Source organism: Brevibacterium pigmentatum (assembly GCF_011617465.1).
Lineage (GTDB): Bacteria > Actinomycetota > Actinomycetes > Actinomycetales > Brevibacteriaceae > Brevibacterium > Brevibacterium pigmentatum.
In genome coordinates this window covers 3,024,844-3,044,386 of sequence record NZ_CP050153.1, presented here as the reverse complement: position 1 = coordinate 3,044,386, position 19,543 = coordinate 3,024,844, and the positions used below count along the sequence as shown (strand labels likewise).

The 19,543-nt window shown below is 63.0% G+C and carries 17 protein-coding genes; 6 read left to right on the top strand and 11 right to left on the bottom strand.

Annotation, left to right across the window (positions count from 1 at the left end):
- Positions 1 to 247 precede the first annotated feature (247 nt).
- Complete coding sequence (locus tag GUY30_RS13770) at positions 248 to 2,743, top strand: ATP-dependent DNA ligase (RefSeq protein WP_228281364.1); 2,496 nt, start codon at positions 248 to 250, stop codon at positions 2,741 to 2,743.
- A 36-nt stretch (positions 2,744 to 2,779) separates the two neighbouring features.
- Here GUY30_RS13770 and GUY30_RS13765 read toward each other — a convergent pair whose 3' ends face one another.
- From GUY30_RS13765 to GUY30_RS13755, 3 genes are all read right to left on the bottom strand, one after another.
- The gene (locus GUY30_RS13765) at positions 2,780 to 3,877 is read right to left on the bottom strand and encodes a DUF418 domain-containing protein (RefSeq protein ID WP_167198681.1); all 1,098 of its coding nucleotides are present in this window, start codon (positions 3,875 to 3,877) and stop codon (positions 2,780 to 2,782) included.
- A gap of 57 nt (positions 3,878 to 3,934) precedes the next feature.
- Positions 3,935 to 5,521 (bottom strand): FMN-binding glutamate synthase family protein, encoded by a 1,587-nt coding sequence (locus GUY30_RS13760; protein WP_167198678.1) that lies wholly within the window; start codon positions 5,519 to 5,521, stop codon positions 3,935 to 3,937.
- Positions 5,522 to 5,619: 98 nt separating this feature from the next.
- Positions 5,620 to 7,062, bottom strand: a complete 1,443-nt coding sequence (locus tag GUY30_RS13755; protein WP_208091424.1) for an MFS transporter — start codon at positions 7,060 to 7,062, stop codon at positions 5,620 to 5,622.
- A 166-nt stretch (positions 7,063 to 7,228) separates the two neighbouring features.
- On the opposite strand from GUY30_RS13755, the gene GUY30_RS13750 reads away from it, so the two are divergent.
- Positions 7,229 to 7,651, top strand: a complete 423-nt coding sequence (locus GUY30_RS13750) for an organic hydroperoxide resistance protein (protein WP_167198675.1) — start codon at positions 7,229 to 7,231, stop codon at positions 7,649 to 7,651.
- A 15-nt stretch (positions 7,652 to 7,666) separates the two neighbouring features.
- On the opposite strand, the gene GUY30_RS17950 is transcribed toward GUY30_RS13750, so the two are convergent.
- The 7 genes from GUY30_RS17950 to GUY30_RS13720 all read right to left on the bottom strand — a co-directional run bounded on the left by GUY30_RS17950 (position 7,667) and on the right by GUY30_RS13720 (position 12,611).
- A complete protein-coding gene (locus GUY30_RS17950; RefSeq protein ID WP_266096064.1) occupies positions 7,667 to 7,825 on the bottom strand; it encodes a TrkA C-terminal domain-containing protein in 159 nt (52 codons plus the stop codon).
- Entirely contained in the window at positions 7,794 to 8,408 is a 615-nt protein-coding gene (locus tag GUY30_RS13745; RefSeq protein ID WP_228281363.1) for a potassium channel family protein, read from the bottom strand. Before GUY30_RS13745 ends, GUY30_RS17950 begins: the two co-directional genes overlap by 32 nt.
- Positions 8,409 to 8,472: 64 nt before the next feature.
- Entirely contained in the window at positions 8,473 to 9,768 is a 1,296-nt protein-coding gene (locus GUY30_RS13740) for a TrkH family potassium uptake protein (RefSeq protein WP_228281362.1), read from the bottom strand.
- Between the two features lie 216 nt (positions 9,769 to 9,984).
- A complete protein-coding gene (locus GUY30_RS13735; RefSeq protein WP_228281361.1) occupies positions 9,985 to 10,281 on the bottom strand; it encodes a hypothetical protein in 297 nt (98 codons plus the stop codon).
- A 101-nt stretch (positions 10,282 to 10,382) separates the two neighbouring features.
- Positions 10,383 to 10,886, bottom strand: a complete 504-nt coding sequence (locus GUY30_RS13730; protein WP_167198669.1) for a flavin reductase family protein — start codon at positions 10,884 to 10,886, stop codon at positions 10,383 to 10,385.
- On the bottom strand, positions 10,883 to 11,644 hold the full coding sequence (locus GUY30_RS13725) for a pyrimidine reductase family protein (RefSeq protein ID WP_167198665.1): 762 nt from the start codon (positions 11,642 to 11,644) through the stop codon (positions 10,883 to 10,885). The genes GUY30_RS13730 and GUY30_RS13725 overlap by 4 nt, the downstream gene beginning before the upstream one ends.
- Positions 11,645 to 11,735: 91 nt before the next feature.
- The gene (locus tag GUY30_RS13720) at positions 11,736 to 12,611 is read right to left on the bottom strand and encodes a glycerophosphodiester phosphodiesterase (RefSeq protein WP_167198662.1); all 876 of its coding nucleotides are present in this window, start codon (positions 12,609 to 12,611) and stop codon (positions 11,736 to 11,738) included.
- Positions 12,612 to 12,807: 196 nt separating this feature from the next.
- Here GUY30_RS13720 and GUY30_RS13715 point away from each other — a divergent pair, with 196 nt between their 5' ends.
- Together GUY30_RS13715 and GUY30_RS13710 are read left to right on the top strand one after the other, a co-directional pair.
- On the top strand, positions 12,808 to 13,701 hold the full coding sequence (locus tag GUY30_RS13715; protein WP_208091423.1) for a CPBP family intramembrane glutamic endopeptidase: 894 nt from the start codon (positions 12,808 to 12,810) through the stop codon (positions 13,699 to 13,701).
- Positions 13,702 to 13,812: 111 nt separating this feature from the next.
- A complete protein-coding gene (locus GUY30_RS13710) occupies positions 13,813 to 15,675 on the top strand; it encodes a glycosyltransferase (protein ID WP_167198659.1) in 1,863 nt (620 codons plus the stop codon).
- Here the strand turns inward: GUY30_RS13710 and GUY30_RS13705 are convergent.
- Positions 15,659 to 16,783: a magnesium and cobalt transport protein CorA gene (locus tag GUY30_RS13705; RefSeq protein ID WP_167198656.1), complete on the bottom strand. Its 1,125-nt coding sequence runs from the start codon at positions 16,781 to 16,783 to the stop codon at positions 15,659 to 15,661. The two genes, GUY30_RS13710 and GUY30_RS13705, sit on opposite strands and share 17 nt — an antisense overlap.
- A gap of 231 nt (positions 16,784 to 17,014) precedes the next feature.
- Between GUY30_RS13705 and GUY30_RS13700 the strand changes: the two genes are divergently transcribed.
- Both GUY30_RS13700 and GUY30_RS13695 read left to right on the top strand, forming a co-directional pair.
- Positions 17,015 to 18,286, top strand: coding sequence for a dicarboxylate/amino acid:cation symporter (locus tag GUY30_RS13700; RefSeq protein WP_167198653.1), 1,272 nt, complete (start codon positions 17,015 to 17,017; stop codon positions 18,284 to 18,286).
- Positions 18,287 to 18,458: 172 nt separating this feature from the next.
- Positions 18,459 to 19,532 carry an aldo/keto reductase gene (locus tag GUY30_RS13695; RefSeq protein WP_167198650.1) on the top strand — a complete coding sequence of 358 codons (1,074 nt, stop codon included), beginning with the start codon at positions 18,459 to 18,461 and terminating at the stop codon, positions 19,530 to 19,532.
- Positions 19,533 to 19,543: the final 11 nt, after the last annotated feature.

The following is a 19,543-nucleotide window of genomic DNA, read 5'->3' as shown; positions in this document are numbered from 1 at the left end:
CAGACAGCGTTGTCGACGTCCGGCCAATCTAACCCCGTTCGGACACCCCGACAAGAGGGGTCAGCTTTCGTCATCGCGGCGCTCCTGGCTGTGGCGCGGATACTCGGCCACCTGTGGTGAGGATCGGGCGCTCGCAGATGCGGGAGGTCGGGCGATCTCGCACCCCCTGTTGCCCATGGCGGTCTCCGACTACCGTGAAAGGACGATCTTGGGTATGAGCCCGAACGGTGCACAGAGGAGGTGCTCAGTGGCACGTCACGAGCAGAAGGTCACGGTCGAGGGCCATCGACTGACATTGAGCAATCTGAACAAGGTCTTCTACCCGGAGACCAAGACGACCAAGGGTGAGATCCTCGACTACTGCGCCACCATCGCGCCGCATCTCATCCGTCATGCTCGGGACCGGATCGCCACACGCAAACGCTGGGTCGACGGGGTCGGCACTCCCGATGACCCCGGGGACGTGTTCTTCGAGAAGAACCTGCCCGAATCCGCCCCGTCATGGATCCGCTCGCGCGCGATCCGACACAGCACCGGCACCAAACGCTACCCCTTGGTCAATGATCTCGCGACGCTGACCTACCTCACTCAGATGGCCGCGCTCGAGATCCATGTGCCGCAGTGGACGGTGCGCGCCGGAGCGAAGGACCCCGGAACGATCGATTCGGAGACCCGCTTCCCCGACCGGATGGTCTTCGACCTCGATCCGGGCCCCGGTCGCGGCCTGGCCGACTGCATCGAGGTGGCTCAGCTCGTCCGCGAACTGCTCGAGGGCATGGGCCTCGACGCATACCCGGTGACCAGCGGTTCCAAAGGCGTCCACCTCTATGCACCGCTGGACGGGTCGGTGAGCTCGCAGCAGGTCTCCGATGTCGCCCATGAGCTCGCCCGCAGCCTGGAGGCCGACCACAAAGATCTCATCGTCTCGGCGATGAAGAAGACGCTGCGGGAGAACAAGGTGCTCATCGATTGGTCGCAGAACTCAGCGGCCAAGACCACGGTCGCCCCGTATTCGCTGCGCGGACGCTTCACCCCCATGGTCGCCGCTCCCCGCAGCTGGGACGAGTTCGATGATCCGGCCGCGGTCGAGCAGGTACGTTTCGAGGAGGTCCTCGACCGCGTGGACGACTTCGGGGATCTTCTCGAACCTCTCGCCGAGGCGGTCGGAGGAACCGCCTCGGCGCCGGAGCCCGGAGCCGGTTCGGAGCCCCAATCCGACCCGATGTCGGACGAGGCCCCAGAGGTCGTGCGCGACCGACTGGAGGTCTACCGGTCCAAACGGGATCCGAAGCGCACGAGCGAACCCGTGCCAGCGAAACAGGGAACGAGCGGGGACGGACTGACCTTCGTCATCCAGGAACACCATGCGAGGAGCCTCCACTGGGACTTCCGACTCGAACACGACGGTGTGCTGGTCTCCTGGGCCCTGCCGAAGGGGCCGCCGACGGACCCGGGGAAGAACCACCTGGCGGTACAGACCGAGGACCATCCCCTCGAATACGGCAGCTTCGAAGGCACGATCCCGAAAGGGGAGTACGGAGCCGGCGACGTGGAGATCTGGGACTCCGGAACCTGCGACATCGAGAAGTGGCAGGAGGGCAAGGAGGTCATCGCGGTCCTCCACGGGCGTGAGGACGGCGGCCTCGGGGCAGTGCGGCGGTTCGCACTGTTCAACACCGGGGGCCACGGTCCGAACAAGGACCCGGAGAAAAACTGGATGATCCACCTCATGGAGGACGAATCGACGAATCACGGATCGAAGAAGGAGGTTCTGCCGGCGGATCTGTCTCCGATGCTCGCGAGCATCGGAGACATCGATTCCGTGCGCAGGGAAGCCGAGGACTGGGCTTTCGAGATGAAGTGGGACGGCATCCGCGCTCTGGCGAGGGTGCAGCCGGGTGACGGGGACCGCAACGGCAGCGTTGAGCTGACCAGCCGCAACGGTCGTGACATGACGAGCACTTATCCGGAGCTTCGCGAGTTGGTCGACTGTGTCGATGTCGACTGCGTCCTCGACGGGGAGATCGTCGCTCTCGGACAGGGCAGCAGACCGGATTTCGGGAGACTCCAGCGCAGAATGGGGTTGAGCCGGGAGAGCGATGTCGAACGAGAGCGGCGACGCACCCCGGTTTACCTCATGCTCTTCGACGTCCTCCATGCCGACGGATCCTCGTTGCTGCGGCAACCGTACACGGAACGTCGCGAACGTCTGTTCGAACTCGTGGCCGAAAGTGACCACATCCAGGTGCCCGATGCTTTTGAAGGCAGCGTCGATGCAGCATTCGAATCCAGCCGGAAGCTTCGCCTCGAAGGGGTGATGGCGAAGCGGACCGACAGCATCTATCTTCCCGGAAAGCGCACTCGCACCTGGGCCAAGCTCAAGCATGCCTCGACCCGAGATGTCATCATTGTCGGCTGGCGGACCGGAGAAGGCGAACGCTCTGACAGCTTCGCCTCACTGTTGGTCGCCGCCCACGACGGCGACGACCTCGTCTACCTGGGGCGTGTGGGCACCGGGTTCGACGAGGCCGCCCTGCGGAGTCTGCGTTCCAGTCTCGATCGCCGGTCTCGGAAGACGCCGGCGCTCACGGTGCCGGCTGCTGAGTCGCGAGATGCCCACTGGGTGCGACCCGACCTCGTCGGGGAGGTCCGGTTCTCGGGCCTGACCGAGGCCGGGCGCCTGCGGCACCCGGTCTGGCGCGGCCTGCGCTCCGACATCGACTCAGAGGATGTGCGGGGCTGAGCTTCCTTTGGAAGGCGGGCAGTCGCCTGAGACCGATCAGCTCTGCGAGGCGGATTCCGACCGAGTGTCGGCGGCGTATCGGAGCGGTGTGAGCTCCCAATAGGTGCCGCAGCGCCACAGCCATTCCAGGGGACCGTAGCGGAAATAGCGCAGCCACACCGTGGAGAATGCGCACTGGGCAATGATGATGACTGCCCAGACGATGAGCGCGGCAGCCGTGGATACATGTCCGTGAGCGGTCAGGAGCGGGATGACCAGCACGCAGACCACGGTCTGTCCCAGATAGTTCGAGAACGCCATCCGACCGTACAGACGCAGAAAGGACAGGCTCTTTCGGCCGAGTTGGGTGCGCAGCAGAAGGATGAGACCGGTGATGTACATGAGACCGGGGACCAAAGCGGTGCGGAAGGCGATCTCGTGAGCCTCGGTCGATCCGGTCCCGGCAGCGGTGGTCCAGATCCAGATCGGCACCGAGCCGAGGAGGCTGAGGATGAAGAGTCCCGTGACCGGGATTCGAGTCGCTGCGGAGTACAGGCCGAGACCGGTCAGCCAGAACCCCAGCATCATGTGCCCCAGAGTCCGGACGTACGACAGGATGGGAAACAGCAGCGTCGGCGGGTCGAGATCGCCGAGGCTCGACGCCAGCTGCAGCACGTCGGGAACCGTCGCCGCCGCGACGCCGAGAATCACGAAGGCCCAGCGCGGCAGCCGAGTCAGCGGCAGAAGCAAGAGCGCGAGGACGCCGTAGGAGGCGAGCACATCGATGCCTCCGAGGGCTGAGTTGATGATGCCGGCTGCGATGAGGATGATCATCCGTCGGACGTAGACCCAAGTCGAACGATGCTTCGCGCGCAGCCTGCTCAGGAAGATGTGCATGCCGGTGCCGAAGAGGAAGGCGAAGACGAAATGGAACTTGCCTAGGGCGATGTCGTCGACGACCTGCCAGATCACTGCGTCTATGCCGACGGGATCCTCTGTCTGCCCGGCTTGGGACAGGAAGTAGCCTAAGTTGATGAGCAGAATGCCGGCGATGGCGATGCCGCGGATGACATCGATCGAGACGATGCGGTCTTGCGGATTCGACGGCTGCGTTCGATCGGCGGCAGATTTCGCGTGCGCGGGTTCTTGGATCACGCCGAGCCACGGTATCAGACTAGGTTCCTTGTCAGCGAAAGTCGCTGAATCCCGTGCTCAGACCGAACGGAACGTTCCCGCATCGGCCCTCGCCCAGTCGCGGCTCCAGGACTCGGGCGGCTGCGTCAGCAGCTCTCCCGGCTCGAGCCAGTCGAAGAGCTCGGCGTACGACACGTGTTCATTGCGGCCGAGGTTGCAGTGGAGCTGCTGCGGGGAGAGTTCGGAAGGATCGCTGACGCCCATGGATGCCATGATCTCCACGGCCTGCTGCACGGTCGCCTCCTGGTAGTTCCGCACCCGCTCACTCTTGTCACCCACATGCAGGGCCCTCTGCCGTTTGGGGTCCTGGGTGGTGACGCCGACAGGGCACTGTCCGGTATGGCAGATCTGAGCCTGAATGCAGCCGACGGCCATCATCATGGCGCGGGCCGAGTTCGTATAGTCTGCCCCCTGGATGAGGCGTTTGACGATGTCGTTGCCCGCGGCGACCTTCCCGCTGGCGTCGACGCGGATCCGATCCCGCAAGCCCGTTCCGACCAGCGCGTTGTGGACGGTGAGCAGGCCGTCGGTGAGCGGAGTCCCCACGTGATCCTCGTACTCGAGGGGAGCGGCTCCCGTGCCGCCCTCGGAACCGTCGACGATGATGAAGTCGGGTGCGGTTCCGACTTCGAGCATCGCCTTGCAGATCGCGAGCACATCTGTGCGGGATCCCACGCAGAGTTTGAATCCCGTGGGCTTGCCGCCCGAGAGTTCGCGCATCCGGGCGATGAACTCGATGAGTTCGACCGGGGTGCTGAAGACGCTGTGGGCGGCCGGGCTCACGCACTTCTCGCCTTGCGGGACGCCGCGGGTTCGGGCGATCTCGGCGTTGACCTTCGCCGCGGGCAGGACGCCTCCGATTCCGGGTTTCGCACCCTGGCTCAGTTTGAGTGAGACGCACTTGACCTGGTCGCGGGAGCTCTGGTCGGCGAACTGGGCGGGGTCGAAGTCGCCGCTGTCGGTCCGGGCGCCGAAATAGCCCGAACCGATCTCCCAGACGAGGTCGCCGCCGTTCTCGAGGTGGTAGTCGGAGATCCCGCCTTCACCGGTGTCATGGGCGAAGCCGCCGAGTTCGGCACCGCGGTTGAGCGCCCTGACGGCGTTGGGCGACAGGGAGCCGAAGCTCATGGCCGAGACGTTGAGCAGCGCCATGCTGTAGGGCTTCGTACAGTCCGGCCCACCTACCTGCACACGAGGCGTCTGGTCCGGAACCGCGACGGGAGCGGTGGAGTGGATGAGGAATTCGTAGCCGGCGGAGTTGACGTCCCGTTCGGTGCCGAAAGCGAGCTCTCCGTGGATTCCCTTCGCACGTTCGGAGACGAGGGAGCGGATGTCTCTATCGAAAGGGCGTCCGTCCCAGTTGCGTTCGATGAAGTACTGCTGGAGTTCGGGTCGGAGAGTCTCCAACAGGAATCGCAGATGACCGACTACCGGGTAGTTGCGCAGAATAGAGTGCTTGCGCTGAAGCAGGTCGTACGCGGCCACGCCGACGATGGCGAGGACCACCGCACCGAGGACCCACCATGCCCACGGTCCGACGGCGGCTGCCCAGGCGACCGCGATGAGCGCGATGAGTGTCGACGTGATCAGCAGAAAACGTCCCATGAGTCCTCCTCAGACTGGAATCCGAGCCGAGGTCGAGCTGCCCCGCTCTCTCACTCCATCGTGGACCTCCGACCGGTGCTTGGGAAGCGGCGGCGACGTCAGTGGGAAACCTGCTTGTCACCGCTGCCGGTGTCATCGTCGGTGCCGTTGTCGTTGAAGCCGATGAGGTCGTAGCCCATCTCGGCGAGCTCTTCGTCTTCGGAGCCAGGTGGAGTGGCACCGTCGATGGGTCGGCCGGCTGTCTCATTGAAGAAGCGGATGCCGATGAGTCCGATGAGACCGGCGGCGACGAGGTAGACGGCGGGGAAGAGTTCGAAACCGGTCTTCTGGATGACGAAGGTATTCACTGCCGCGGTCGTGCCGCCGAAGATCGCGGTGGAGATGTTGTAGCCGATGGCGAACCCTGAGAAGCGCACTTGTGTGGGGAAGATCGCCGGCAGGGTCGCCGAGACACACGATTGGAGCATCACCTGGAGCAGGGCGATGATGCCCAATCCCAGGATCTGCAGGCCGGCGCCCTCGGCCTGAATGAGCAGGAACGCGGGGACGGAGAGGACGATGAACCCGATCGCCGAGGTGTAGAGGACCGGTTTGCGCCCGATTGTGTCGGTCAGCCGGCCCAGAGGTGTGATGACGACCATCATCGCCGCGAGCACAATGACGAGCGTGAAGTTGCTCTCGACCTCCGAATGGCCCAATGTGCTGCTGAGGTAGGTGGGCATATACGTGAGCACCATGTACTGGCCGATGTTGAGCAGGACCACGAAAGCCATGAGCATGGTGATCTGCTTCGAGTAACCGCGGAAGAGATCTCGGAAGGGCTTCTTCGTCGTCTGCTGTCGGCTCGTCGCCGCGGAGAATGCCTCGGGCTCATCGAGTTTCATCCGCAGCCACAGGGCGATGCCGCCGAGCGGGAGTGTGAGCAGGAACGGCAGCCGCCACCAGCCGGCATCCATGCCGTCGCTGCCGACGAGGACGAGCAGAACGGTGCAGACCAGGGCCGCCGAGGCGGTACCGGCCAGAGTGCCGAGTTCGAGGAACGACCCGCAGAAGCCCCGGCGCTTATCAGGGGCCGACTCTGCCATGTAGACAGCAGCACCACCGTATTCTCCACCCGTGGAGAAGCCTTGGACCATCCTGCACAGCAGCAGGAGGATGGGAGCGAACGCACCCAGCGTGGCATAGGTCGGCAGGATGCCGATCAGCGTCGTCGGGATGGTCATCATGATGATGGTGAGAACCATGATGTGCTGGCGCCCCACCTTGTCGCCGAGGGGGCCGAGGACGAAGCCGCCCAAGGGACGGAAGACGAAGGAGAGGGCGAGGAAGGCGAAGGTGAGCGCCACACCCCACTCGCCGGGGAAGAACGCATTGGCGATGTAGACGGAGACGTAGGAGTAGACACCGTAGTCGAACCATTCGACGGCATTTCCGAGGGCGGAGCCGCTGATGGCTCGTCTGAGTGTGCGTCTGTCTCCGGGCGGCATCGTCTTGATGTCGATGCCGTCGGGCGTGGGGATCTTCTCATCGGACTCGTTCACGGCGTCTGTCCTCCCGTCTGCGATTGTCTCTGTTCCGTAATGTCTCAACGGCTTCTGGCCGGCAGGTTAGCACTGTGACCAGGGGCTGCTGCGCCCCCTTACGGGAACGCGGCAACTGCGTTAGTCTCGGGAGACCTGTGACATCAGCATTAGTGAGGAGCAGACAGTGAATACACCTGAGAGCATCGCGTACACCGCTCGCGCGGAGATCACCGGCGGCCGGGACGGACACGGCGCCACCGATGACAAGATGGTCGACGTCGACCTGCGCACACCGAAGGAACAGGGCGGACCGGGCGGCGGCACCAACCCCGAACAGCTCTTCGCCGTCGGCTACGGGGCCTGCTTCCAGGGCGCACTCGGGCTGGCGGGCAAGGAACAGGGCGTCGACACCTCGAAGTCCGTCGTCAACTCGCAGGTCGGGATCGGCAAAGAGGGTGAGAGCTTCGGCCTGTCGGTGAGACTCGAGGTGAGCATCCCCGGTGTGGACCCCGAGACTGCGCAGAAGCTCGTCGACCGCACCCATGAGCTCTGCCCCTATTCGAAGGCCACTCGCGGCAACATCCCCGTCGAGGTCGTCGCGGTCTGAGACCGGTCGAGGACTTCAGCCCTCCTCGTCGTCCTCTTCGTCGAGGGTGCTGAAGTCCTCCACCTCGCGGGGAGATCCTGCGACGAGGATCTCGTCGTTGGCATAGAGAGTGACATCCTGATCAGCGATGTTCCAGGTGTCCTCACCGTCGCGTCTGAATGCGACGACACTGATCCCGTACTCGCGTCTGATGTCGAAGGACGCCAGCGGGTGAATCCGAGATGCGCACTGGCGGGGCGGTGCGAGCCAGCACGAAATCTTCGCTGACTGACATGAAGTCGGACATGTGTCCGCGGATGAGATGCGCTGTCCGTCGCCCCATATCGTTCTCGGGACGGATCACATTGTCGATGCCCAACTGTCCGAGGATGTCCGCATGAGTCTGGCTGACGGCTTTGGCCCAGATATGCTGATTCCCGATCTTGAGGACCTTCGAAGCGACGAGGATGCCGGCTTCGACGTCGTTGCCGATGGCGATCACCACTCGGCTGACCTCCTCGATGCCGACCTGGCGCAGAACGGTCTCATCCGTCGCATCCGTCCGGGAGACGAAGGCCAGTTTGTCAGAGTATTGGGCCACGACCGCCTCGTCGATGTCGATGCCGATGACGTCGACGCCGTAGGCGGCCAGTTCTGTGGCCAGTGATCCGCCGAAGCGGCCCAGCCCGATGACGGCCACCGCCCCGTCCCTGGCCAGGGGGTGGGGGTTGCCCAAGAAGAACGCCGCAGGTCGTGTGCGCCACTTTCTGCTCTTCATCTCCGGTCTCCTTTCCGAGAGTGCGTGGGATCTGGCTGGGAGGCAGCGGTGCCGGTCACCCGGCTCAGCCGATGAGCGGCCGTTCGACCGGAAGCTCGTAGCGGATGGCGCGGGCCCGCAGTGCCAGTCCGGAAGCGACGGTCACCGGACCCAGTCGCCCCAGGATCATCACTGTGATGAGGACGGCTTGACTCGTTCCGGGCAGTCCGGCGGTGATGCCGGTCGACAGGCCGACGTTGCCGAAGCCGGAGATGACCTCGAAGAGGAGTCGGCCGAGTCCGGGCCGCGGGTCGTCGAGCATGAGGACGATGGTGGCTGTGGCGATGAGCGCGAGAGCCAGAACGATCACCGTCGCCGCCTGTCGGTACGCCGAACGTGCCACACGGGATCCGAAGAGGTTCGTTGCCGTACCTCCGGAGATCTCTGCCCAGGTCATCGCCAGCAGCACGAGAACAGTGGTGATCTTCACGCCACCCGCGGTTCCCGCCGGGCCTCCGCCGACGAACATCAGGATGTCCATGACGAACCAGGTGGCGGGGTGCAGCTGCGCGAAATCGACCGTGCTGAAGCCCGCCGTGCGTGTGGTCGTCGATTGGAATGCGGCCACCTGCAGTTTGTCCCACCAGTCAAATCGTCCCAGAGTGCCGGGATTGTTCCATTCGACGGCGGCGATGAACACCGTGCCGGCAAGGAGCAGAACGGGAGTGGCGGCGACCATCGCACGAGTCGTCATGCTCCACGCCAGCGGAGTCCGGTAGCGGCGGACGATCTCGATGAGCACCGGATAGCCGAGTCCGCCGAGGATGATGGCCGCGGCGACGGGACCACAGACGAAGGGATCGGTGGCGTAGCCGGCGAGACTGTCGGATCTGAGACCGAAGCCGGCGTTGTTGAAAGCCGAGACTGCATGGAAGACCGCGTCCCACGCCGCGTTTCCGGCTTCTTCGCCGTAGTGGGTGGAGAAGCGAAGGAACAGCATCGTGGCAACGGCCGCCTCGGTGGCGACGGTGAGACCGATGATCCGCAGAACCATGGGTCGGACGCCTCCGATATCGGAGCTTTTGGCCTCGGCGGCGGCCGACTCGCGGAGCCTGAGCCCGACCTTTCCCGCGACGAGCATGGCCAGAAGAGTCGTGAGCAGCAGGACGCCGAGGCCGCCGATCTGGATGAGACCGAGGATCACGGCCTGGCCGAAGAACGTGTAGTCGCTGCCGGTCGAGAGCACCTCCAGGCCCGTGACGCTGATCGCGGAAGTGGCGGTGAAGAGCGCAGACAGCACTGAGATGCCGCCGGGAGTGGACGTCGCTGCGGGCAGCATCAGCAGGCCTGTGCCGAGGAGCAGAGCCGCAAGGTAGGTCACTACTACACGGTCGATGGCGTTGCGATGAGGATGATGCGCGGTCGGCATGCTATCGACCCCGAATGGCCTCTGCCATTGTCGTCATAGCTTCAACAGTACCGATGTTCCTCCGGGCCACAAGGGGGTCTGTTCGGTACTCGTGCCTCGGGGCGTCTAAGGTCCTGTCGCAGGTCCGGACAGACCAGAGCCCCGGCGAACCGGGGCTCTGTCTAGACGTCATTGAAGACGTTGGAGAAGCATCTCCTTGCCTTGCTGGCCGGCCGTACGGTTGTTCTCCTGGATCTTCCTGAACCAGTCGGCGAGTTCCTCATCGCCCTGTTCCCGAGCATCCTGGACGTAGGTCTCGAGCTTCCACACATTGCTCAATGACGCTTCGATCGCCCAGATGAGGTTGTAGTTCTTGTCCTTGACCGGGCTGCTGATGTCGGTGGCCATCGTAATCATCTCCTTAGCGCTCTGCGGGGCTTCTGCTCCCGCTGAGATGATCCACGCTACGGATGGAATCTCGGCCACGACAGGGGTTATCGACCACGCTGTCTCTTGTTACCGTGTGGAGGAAGTGTGTCTGATCGTCTGTTCCGTCATCGCTGACAGCAGATCGGCACGCGGTCGGCTTACGGGCGGATCGCCCGTTCCTCGGCGCTGTGCCCGGGGCTGAGGTCTCCCAGTTGTGAAGGGCGCAGCGACGCGAAGCCGCCCTTCGTCTCGGTCGCAAGCACACGGGCCGTGAGGCAGACGTGATCGCCTCCGTCGTCGAGCATCGTGATGCGTTCGACGATGAGGCGATTCGGCAGGTCCGCGAGCAAGGGCACCCCATCCTCGGTGACGGTGAAGTCAAGACCGGCGAACTTGTCCGTCTCCGATCCGGAGCGCGACCCGAAGAACCGGGCCAGCTCACTGTCCCCGGTGGTAGGGAAATGGACGGCGAAACGCTCGGAACGCAGCGCCACCCGGTAGGTGTGATTGGCCTTCGACAGCCAGAAGCAGTAATGCTCCGGATCGATGCTCGCCTGCGAATGGAATCCGACCAGACAGCCGGCCCGTTCGCCCTCCGCCGAGGTTGTGACGACGATGAGTGGGGAATCGACCGATCCCATGAGGGCCTCGATGGTGTTCATGAGCCGTTTCCGTCAGGCGGTTTCGCCTCGTAGCGGAGGAAGAGGGTGTCATCGGCGACCATCGTCGACTTCAACGAGAACTGTGCGATCCCGGCACCGGGCGGCGCAATGCTCACCGGCAGCGGATCACCACCCATCATCGGTGAGATCGACAGGCACAGTTCGTCGAGTCGGTCCGCTGCGACGAGCTCCCCGAGCCACCGGGGTCCGCCTTCGCAGAGCACGACCTGGTAGCCGAGCCCGGCGAGAGCCTGCAGAGCCTCCACTGGTTCGACACGGTCAACACCTGCGATGATGACCGTGGCCGCCTGTTCGGCGGCCGCCAGCCGCTGCGGGTCGGCCTTGGCACACGTGATGACGATGGTGCGCGCGTGCTCGGGTGCTGCGGTGAAGACCTGTGACGACCAGTCGAGGTCGAGGCTGCGACTGACGACCGCCACTGGTGGCATCTCGGACTGTCCCCGTGTTCGACGCTGCGCTCGGGCGGACTCGCTCAGCCGCATCGGAGCGTAGCCTTCGCTGCGAACCGTCTGCGCGCCGACCATGACGACATCGGCGATCTGTCGCATCCGTCGGAACAGGTCCTGATCGGGTTCTGTCGACAGAGCACCGACGCGTCCGTGAATGGCAGCGGTTCCGTCGAGACCGGCGACCATGTGACCGGTCACCCAGCATTCGTGCCGCGGCTGGGTGCGGTCGACCTCGAGATAGGGTGTCAGCGGGTCCGGGATCGGGGTGCCGCGTTCGAGAGGCTCCATTCGTGCAGTCTACTCAACGTCGCGGGCACTCGCGGCGGTGATTTTCCGACCCTTTCCCGGATCCCGCTGTTCGATCATCGGTGCGAGGAACTCAGTCAGTCCAGGCGTCGTCGGTGAAGTAGCCGTCGATGAACCCGGGCAGGCGCTGCCCGTCCTTCGAAGTCTCGAGCGTGTACGGGGCGACGTGGAAGCCGGCCTTGTCGAGTTCGCGCATCTTGTTCGTCGGCAGGTTCTTGCTCGGTCCCACCCATTCGATTCCGGCGTCCTGGATCTCGGCCGGTGATTCCTTCGGCATGGTCGAGCCCATGAGGTAGAGCGAGGTGTATCCGCGGTCGGCGATCGTCTTCGCCGCTTCGAAGTCGAAGGACTGGACGACGAGGGAGTCCTTGAGTCCGCGTTCGTCGAATTCGTCGAGAACCCGGTCGACCTCCTCGGGGGTGGCCCCGGGCTTGATCTCGGGAACCAGGACGACCTCGCCGCCCATTTCGTCGAGGAGTTCGTCGAGGGTGACGGTGGCGGCTTCCTCTCCGCCGGCCGGGTGCTTGATCGTGGCCGAGTCCCATTCCTCACGGCTGAGGTCCCGGATGGGTCCGGTCGCGCCGTTGAGGGTGCGGTCTGCGGTGTCGTCGTGGATGAGGACGGGGGTGCCGTCTTCGAGGAACTGGATGTCCATCTCGGGGAGGAATCCGTCCTTCGCCGAGGCGGTGAATCCTTCCATGGATTCTTCCGGGTAGAGGTTGGCGCCGCCTCGGTGGGAGATCGTCGTCGGGAATTCGATGTCGTCGACCTTGTCGGGGGCGGTGAAATCGCTGGGGGAGCCGAGTCCCGGTGCTTCACCGGCGGATCCGAGCCCGGTGGCGGCCGCGGGCGCGAGGCCGGCACCGAAGGTGGCCGAAGCCGCGAGAACGGCAGTGGCGAGAATCGTGAACGGACGGGTGCGTGTGGATGTCTCTCTCTGTGTATTCACGTCTGCGACGCTACGAAGCGCAGGCGACCGTGCGGCAAAGGTGCTGTGAACGTCATCGGCAGAGTGGACGAACGGGTGGGAAATGAATGACCTCGCCGAGGCGGCCGCCCACTGCCGTCCGTCCGCGTTCGCGGACATCGTGGTGAGGAACGTGCATCCCTGGTATCGCCCCCGACCGGACTCTATTCTTTGCGCTATGGTGACCGACCCCGCTCTCGGCAGCGTTCCGGCCGATCCCGCCACCACACGGGGTCGCCAGGATGAAGAGATTCTGCACAGATATGATCGCCCGGTTGCGTTCTATGTGTGGGCGACAGTGCTGCCGTGGGCGTTCTGGTTCGCGGCCGCCTACCTCAGTCATCTGCCGGAGCAGAATCAGACCGTGCTCGTCGCGACCCTGGCGCTGTCATTGGCGGGGCTGTTCGCCCCTCTTGCCGTGGTCTTCGCTCTTGTCCGGCACCGGCCGGAGCTGCGAGCCGACATCGTCAACAGGCTGAAGTGGCCGAGTTCTGCACGGTGGCCGTTCCTTGTCGCGGCGGTGTTCCTGGTTCCTGTGACCCTGATGGCAGCTCAAGGGCTGTCTCTCTTCTTCGGCTACGACCCAGGTCAGTTCAGATTGCGGGGAGGGTTCACCTTCTCCACGGGGCTGATGCCGGTCTGGGTGACGCTCATCGGGGCCGCCGTCATCGAAGAGCTCGCCTGGCACAGCTATGGCACCGACACCTTGGTGAGGAAGATGCGGGTGTTCTCGGCGTCGATGCTCTTCACCCTCATCTGGGCGCTGTGGCATGTGCCGCTGTCGTTCATCGACGGCTACTACCAGAACGAGGTCGTCGAATCAGGTGTGCTGCAGACCTTGAACTTCCCGGTCTCGATGGTGGCGTTCGTGCTCGTGATGAACTGGCTGTATTTTCGGTGCGGACGCAGCATCCTCGTCCCGGTGATCTTCCACGCCTCGGCGAATATGTCCGCTGAGATCTTCATGACCGCCCCGGACTCGAAGATCATTCAGACCGGCCTGATGCTCGTCCTCTCTGTGATCATCCTCGTCAGGGAACGCAGACTGTTCTTCGACCGGCCGTCCGCATAGTGAACGGCCCTGTGCAGCCGAATGCGCAAAGGTGCCTCGTGAAATGCATATCACCTATCAGTTGTGGTGTGTCGACGGTCGGGGCTGTCACGCTCGACTAATATTTCTGTAGTGAACAGCATCCCCAAAGCATCTCCGAGGCGCTCTCATCCCCACCGCTTCCCTCATCGTGGTCTCCTGCCCGAAGGCAATTACTTCACCCTGACCTGGACAATCGGCTATGACTACGGAGGCATGACCACGGTCGCGCTCGAGCGAAGCTCCGCTTTCGCTCGACTCGACAACCGGCACGTGGAGATTCTGACTCTGAGTCCGGAGATGAAAGGCCTTGACCGGGAGCGCGAGCTCCGTGAAGCCGGGGCCATCGATCGCAGGGTGAAGATCCGCAACCTGTGGCAGGACCTCACAACGTGGTCCGACCGGAAATTGCGGCGAATGATCGGCACGATCGAACCCGATCCATCAGCGGCTGATGATGTCCTGGATCGGACCGGTCAGGAATGGACTGAACTGAGGAAAGATTCCGAAGGAAGACTGCTCCAGGCTGACAGATACCATGATCGCGGGCATCTGCTTGTCATTGATCGTCAGGACATGAAGAAGGCCGGACGCCGAGGCGGTCGCCGGATCACGCTGTCCGACCGTGAGCAGAATGTGATCGCGCAATGGTCAACGGCGCGAGAGTTCTATCAGGCATGGCTCGACGTCGTCATCGGGGATAAACCTGCTTACCTCATCTGTGACTCGGCCTTCGTCGGCAATTTCATCCACGAGTATCGGCGCGACAATGTGGTTCTCTGCATGGTCAATCACAATCACTTTCTTGCCGATGCGGATGATGAGGCCACAGGGGCGTTGGCTGAAGAGAAATTCGGTTACCTTCGCCATCTTGACGCCTTCGATGTGACGACCACGCTCACCGATTCGCAGAGATACGCAATGGAGAGGCTGGACCTGTCAGCTGGAAAGCTCACGACAGTGTCGAACCTGACGGACGATCTGCATGGAGACCCCGACCGACCACGGCCTCGCCATAAAGGTTCCATGATTGCTCGTCTGTCTCCTCAGAAACGCGTGGAAGATGCGATCGCAGCCATTGCGGACGTCGCAGCCAATGATCAACAGGTGACACTCGACGTGTTCGGAGACGGCGAAGACAGACCGATGCTCACCGAGCTCATCGAGAGCAAAGACGCAGTCGACCGCGTCAGACTGCACGGCCACGTGGATGGAGCGAAGTCGAACTTTCTCTCCAGCTCGTTCAGTCTCTTGACGAGTCGATTCGAAGGCCAAGGGCTGGTGGTGTTGGAAAGCATGTCGGCCGGGTGCATCCCCATCTGCTATGCGGTGGACTTCGGCCCCGCAGACATCATCGAACACGGGGTCAGCGGATTCCTCGTCGCACCTGGCGACGTCAAAGGACTGTCCGCTGCAATCTCGACATTCCTGTCGCTGTCAGAGGGCGAGGTTACGACGATGCGCCGAAACGCCGTCGCGCGGGCCGCGGACTTCTTTCACGATCCCATCGTCCGACGGTGGGGAGAGGTGCTGTCGGCACAGTCGTTCGCCCCAATCGTCCGTACCGAGAACGCTCGCGCAGAGATTCACACCGCCGAAGTGACTTCGAACGGAATCTCCATCGAAATGAGAATTTCTGCGATTCGGGAAAGCATGCCCAAGCAGATGTTCGTCTCCTGGAAGTCGCGGACTGGAACCTTCTTCGGACGAGTCGAAGCCGAGCGGTGCGAAGATCTGATCACGGCCGAGATTCCACATTCTCGAATGCGCCCGATCACCGACGGATATGTCGACTTCTCCCTCGACCTCGTCTTTGATCGAGGCTTCGAAAGAGTGCGTATTGCTTGCAACGAAGACTCAGCTTTCACGTCTTCAGATAAGTTGCATCTCTACTCGACCAAGCATGGAAACTTCAGCGGTCGCATCATCTCGACCGCTCTCACATCCACTTCTTGACTCGGAAGACGATGTAGAGGACGACGCCCAACCCAAGCATGAGCCCCAATGCCATTGGGTAGCCGAAAGCCCAATGGAGTTCGGGCATATCGTCGAAGTTCATTCCGTAGATCGCGCCGACGAGGGTGGGGGCGAAGAGGATCGCCGCCCAGCCGGAGATCTTCTTCATGTCCTCGTTCTGACGTTGAGCGACCAGAGTGGAGTTGACGTTGAGGATCTGCGACAGGGCTTCGCGCAGTTCTCCGGCTTCGGCAAGGACTCTGGTGAGGTGATCCGTCACGTCATCGAGATAGGCGCGAAGGTCGTCGGGAATTGCGTATTTGGCTGCTCCATTGCCTAGCGCCTGCGTCAGCCGATTGAGGTGGGTGGAGTTGTGCAGGACGTCGATGACCTCTTGGGTGAGGAGATAGATGCGCTCAGCCGCGGCAGTATCGCCGCTGAAGACCTGTCTCTCGATCCCGTCTTTGTCGTCCTGCAAACCGTCGAGAACAGGGAAGTACCCATCGACCGCGGTGTCGAGAAGTCGGTAGATGAGCGCTTCTGGTCCAAGCGCGAGCAGTTCGCGGTCCTTCGTCCAGCTTCGCCTCTCGTCGGTGAAGTACTCCCGGACGCCATCTGTATCCGCCGGAATCGGAGTGCCGTCGATGAAGCGGTCTCCCTGACAGATGATGACGAGCACATCGTCCTTCATGAGCAGGTGGAACTCGCTGAACTCGACTTCTTCTTTCGCGTCGATGTAGACAGCTGATTTCAGAACGACGAAGAGCACATCTTCGTAGCGCTCGACCTTGGCTCGCTGGTTCGCGTGGAAGAGGTCGTCGACGAGGACAGGATGCAGGTCCCATGTTGAAGCAATCTCCGCCAGCAGTTCGGGGGCAGAACTGGGGATCACGACCTGTGTGATCGAACCGGGAACAGACGGGTCGGAGTCGTCCAGCTCAGGTGCGGACAGCGCCTCGGCGAAAGACCGGACCACACTCATCTCCTGCGGTTCGCTGTCGATGATCCGCCGGCTCAAGAGCATCGGTTCCGCGGGGACCGTCGTCGATACCGCCGATCTCTTGCGCAGTGACGGTCGCTCAGCCTTATGCTTGTGGACTCTGGCCATTGTGCTCCCTTTCCTCTGACAGCCCTTCAACGGTACTGCACGCCCATTTCAGCTTTGGGACGCAGCGCGACGGAGGCGAAATCCTCATCGGCGGATTCTCAGATCGGGTGCGGTGCCTGCGAAAGATCTCTGCCCGCGCCGGTGCGCAGATGGGTTAGAGTGGCAACCAGTCGGCATCGTCGCGGACTGCAAGCCCTCCACGAGGAACCTTTGAGCACGGAGACGCAGAACATGTCACGAATCTTCCTCCGCATCTGGCGCCGCTACCGGGATACAGCTCTCTTCTTGAAGATGACGGCCGGTTTCGTTCTGGGACTGTTCGTTGCATTCGTCTTCGGAGAGAAGGCACAGGTGCTGTCACCGATCGGTGACATCCTGCTCAACCTCCTCCAACTGATCGTCATCCCGATCATCATGGTGACGCTGATCCACGCGGTCAACAGCACCCGCTCCGGAAACCTCGTCAGGGTCGCTTTCAAGACCTTCGCCTTCTATATCCTCACGACGATCGCCGCCGTCGTCATCAGTCTGTCACTGGCGCTTCTGGTCAATCCGGGGACGGGGCTCCAGCGTCCTGACAATGGCGCAGAGACACCCGAGGCACCTTCATTCGTCGATCAGCTCGTCGGCGTATTCCCCGAGAACATCTTCAAGGCTCTGGTTGACGGCAACATCCTCGCTCTGATCTTCGTGGCCATAGTCGTCGGCATCACGATGGCAGGTATGCGCCGATCATCCGATTCGACGATCTGCGGTTTCGGGAAGCTCTTGTACGACCTCGTGCTCGCGGCCGAGGAGATGACGTTCCGCATCCTCGCAGGGATCCTCCAATTCGCGCCGTTCGGTATCGCTGCCCTGGTGGCGAGCGATATCGGCAGCCAAGGACTCGATGCGCTGGCGGCACTGGGCAAACTGGCCGGCGTCGTCTACGCCGGCTTGGCCGCGCAGATCCTCCTCATCTATATTCCGCTGCTGCTGTTCAACCGGATTCCGGTCGGCGGGTTCTTCCGCGTCGCCGGTGCGCCGATGGCCACGGCGTTCACGACTCAGAGCAGTTCCGGGACGATCCCTGTGTCGCTGGAGGCTACGAGGAAAGCAGGCATCCTCCAAGAGGTCGCAGGCTTCGTCATCCCTTTGGGCGCGACCATCAACATGGACGGGGCTGTCATCCGCCTGGGGGCGTCGGTGGTGCTGGCTGCCAATATCGCCGGCCATGACCTGACCGTGCTCGAACTCGGCGCGATCGTCCTCACAGCCACGTTCGTCTCGATCGGCACCGCAGGAGTGCCGGGCGCCGGGCTCATCGGATTGACGATACTGCTGCAGCAAGCCGGTCTCCCGCTCGAGACCGTCGCACTGGTCGCCGGTGTAGACGTCCTGCTCGGGATGGGGGCGACGATGATCAATATCACCGGGGACCTCGTCGGAGCCCACCTCATCGACAAGAGTGAGAAGCGGGCCGGTGGGAGACAGTCCGACTCCAAGTCGGTGGATGATCTCTGAACGACAGCAGGCCCTGACCGACGTTTTCAGTTCGCCCGCCGTGTCCGGACGCACGGATTGTAGTGGCTTGAGCGAATTCGCGGGAGGGGTAGCGAGGACGTCGTCGTTCTGAAATTGTGGACCACTGTCGGCACACGTGCTCACCCGACGATATGGCGAGGAGGAGCTGCTCATGGACTACACCCGACTCGGGAACTCAGGCCTGCGCGTCTCACGGCTGGCTCTGGGGACTATTCCGTTCGGATCCGGTGGCGGATTCGAGAGGATCGCGGGCGTCTGCGGAGATGACGCTCGACGCCAGTTCCGCGAGGCTCTGGACCGTGGAGTGAACTTCATCGATACAGCCAACCTCTATTCGGCCGGGGACGCGGAAAGAGTCCTCGGCGAGATCATGGGCGACAAACGCGATGAAGTCATCCTCACCTCCAAGGCGCGGATGCCCACCGGGGACGGCCCGAACGACTCCGGGGCAAGCAGACAGCATCTGACGCGAGCAGTCGAGGACAGTCTGCAACGACTGCGCACAGATCATCTCGATCTGCTCTACATCCACCAATGGGACGGGCAGACGCCGATCACGGAGACCATCGCCACCGTCAACGAGATGATCCGGGCCGGGAAGATCCGGTATTGGGGAGTCTCGAACTTCAGTCCCTGGCAGCTGACGAAGACCGTCTACGAAGCGCAGCTGGCGGGCCTCGAAGGCCCGATCTCACAGCAGGTGTACTACACGCCCGAGGCACGCGAGATCGAATACGAGATGATCCCGGCCGCTCGTGACCTGGGCGTGGCGACGTTCGGCTGGAGCCCGCTGGGCGAAGGTCTCCTCAACGGGAAGGTCAGACGCGGCCGGCAGACGCCCTCGGACACCCGACAGGGAACCGGCTGGCCGGAGCCCCACGTCACCGACTGGAAAAGGGCCTTTGACCTCATCGAACTCTTCGCTCAGATTGCGAACGAGTTGGGCTGGTCGATCCCGCAGGTCGTGATCTCCTGGATCCTTGATCGGCCGGGCGTGGACGGCACGGTGATCGCGGCCCGGAAGTTCGATCACCTCACTGAAGACCTCGACGCCGCTGAGCTGACGCTTCCGGCAGACGCCCGGGATCGGATCACTGCGGCGTCTCAGCTACCTGCCTATTATCCGCATTGGCACAGAATGATGACAGCGCAGGACCGGCCCGACCCGGCCGAGGCTGAGTTCCACGCCGAGCAGCGGCGTCATGTCTTCGGGGACGAGCAATAGCTCAGCGCGAC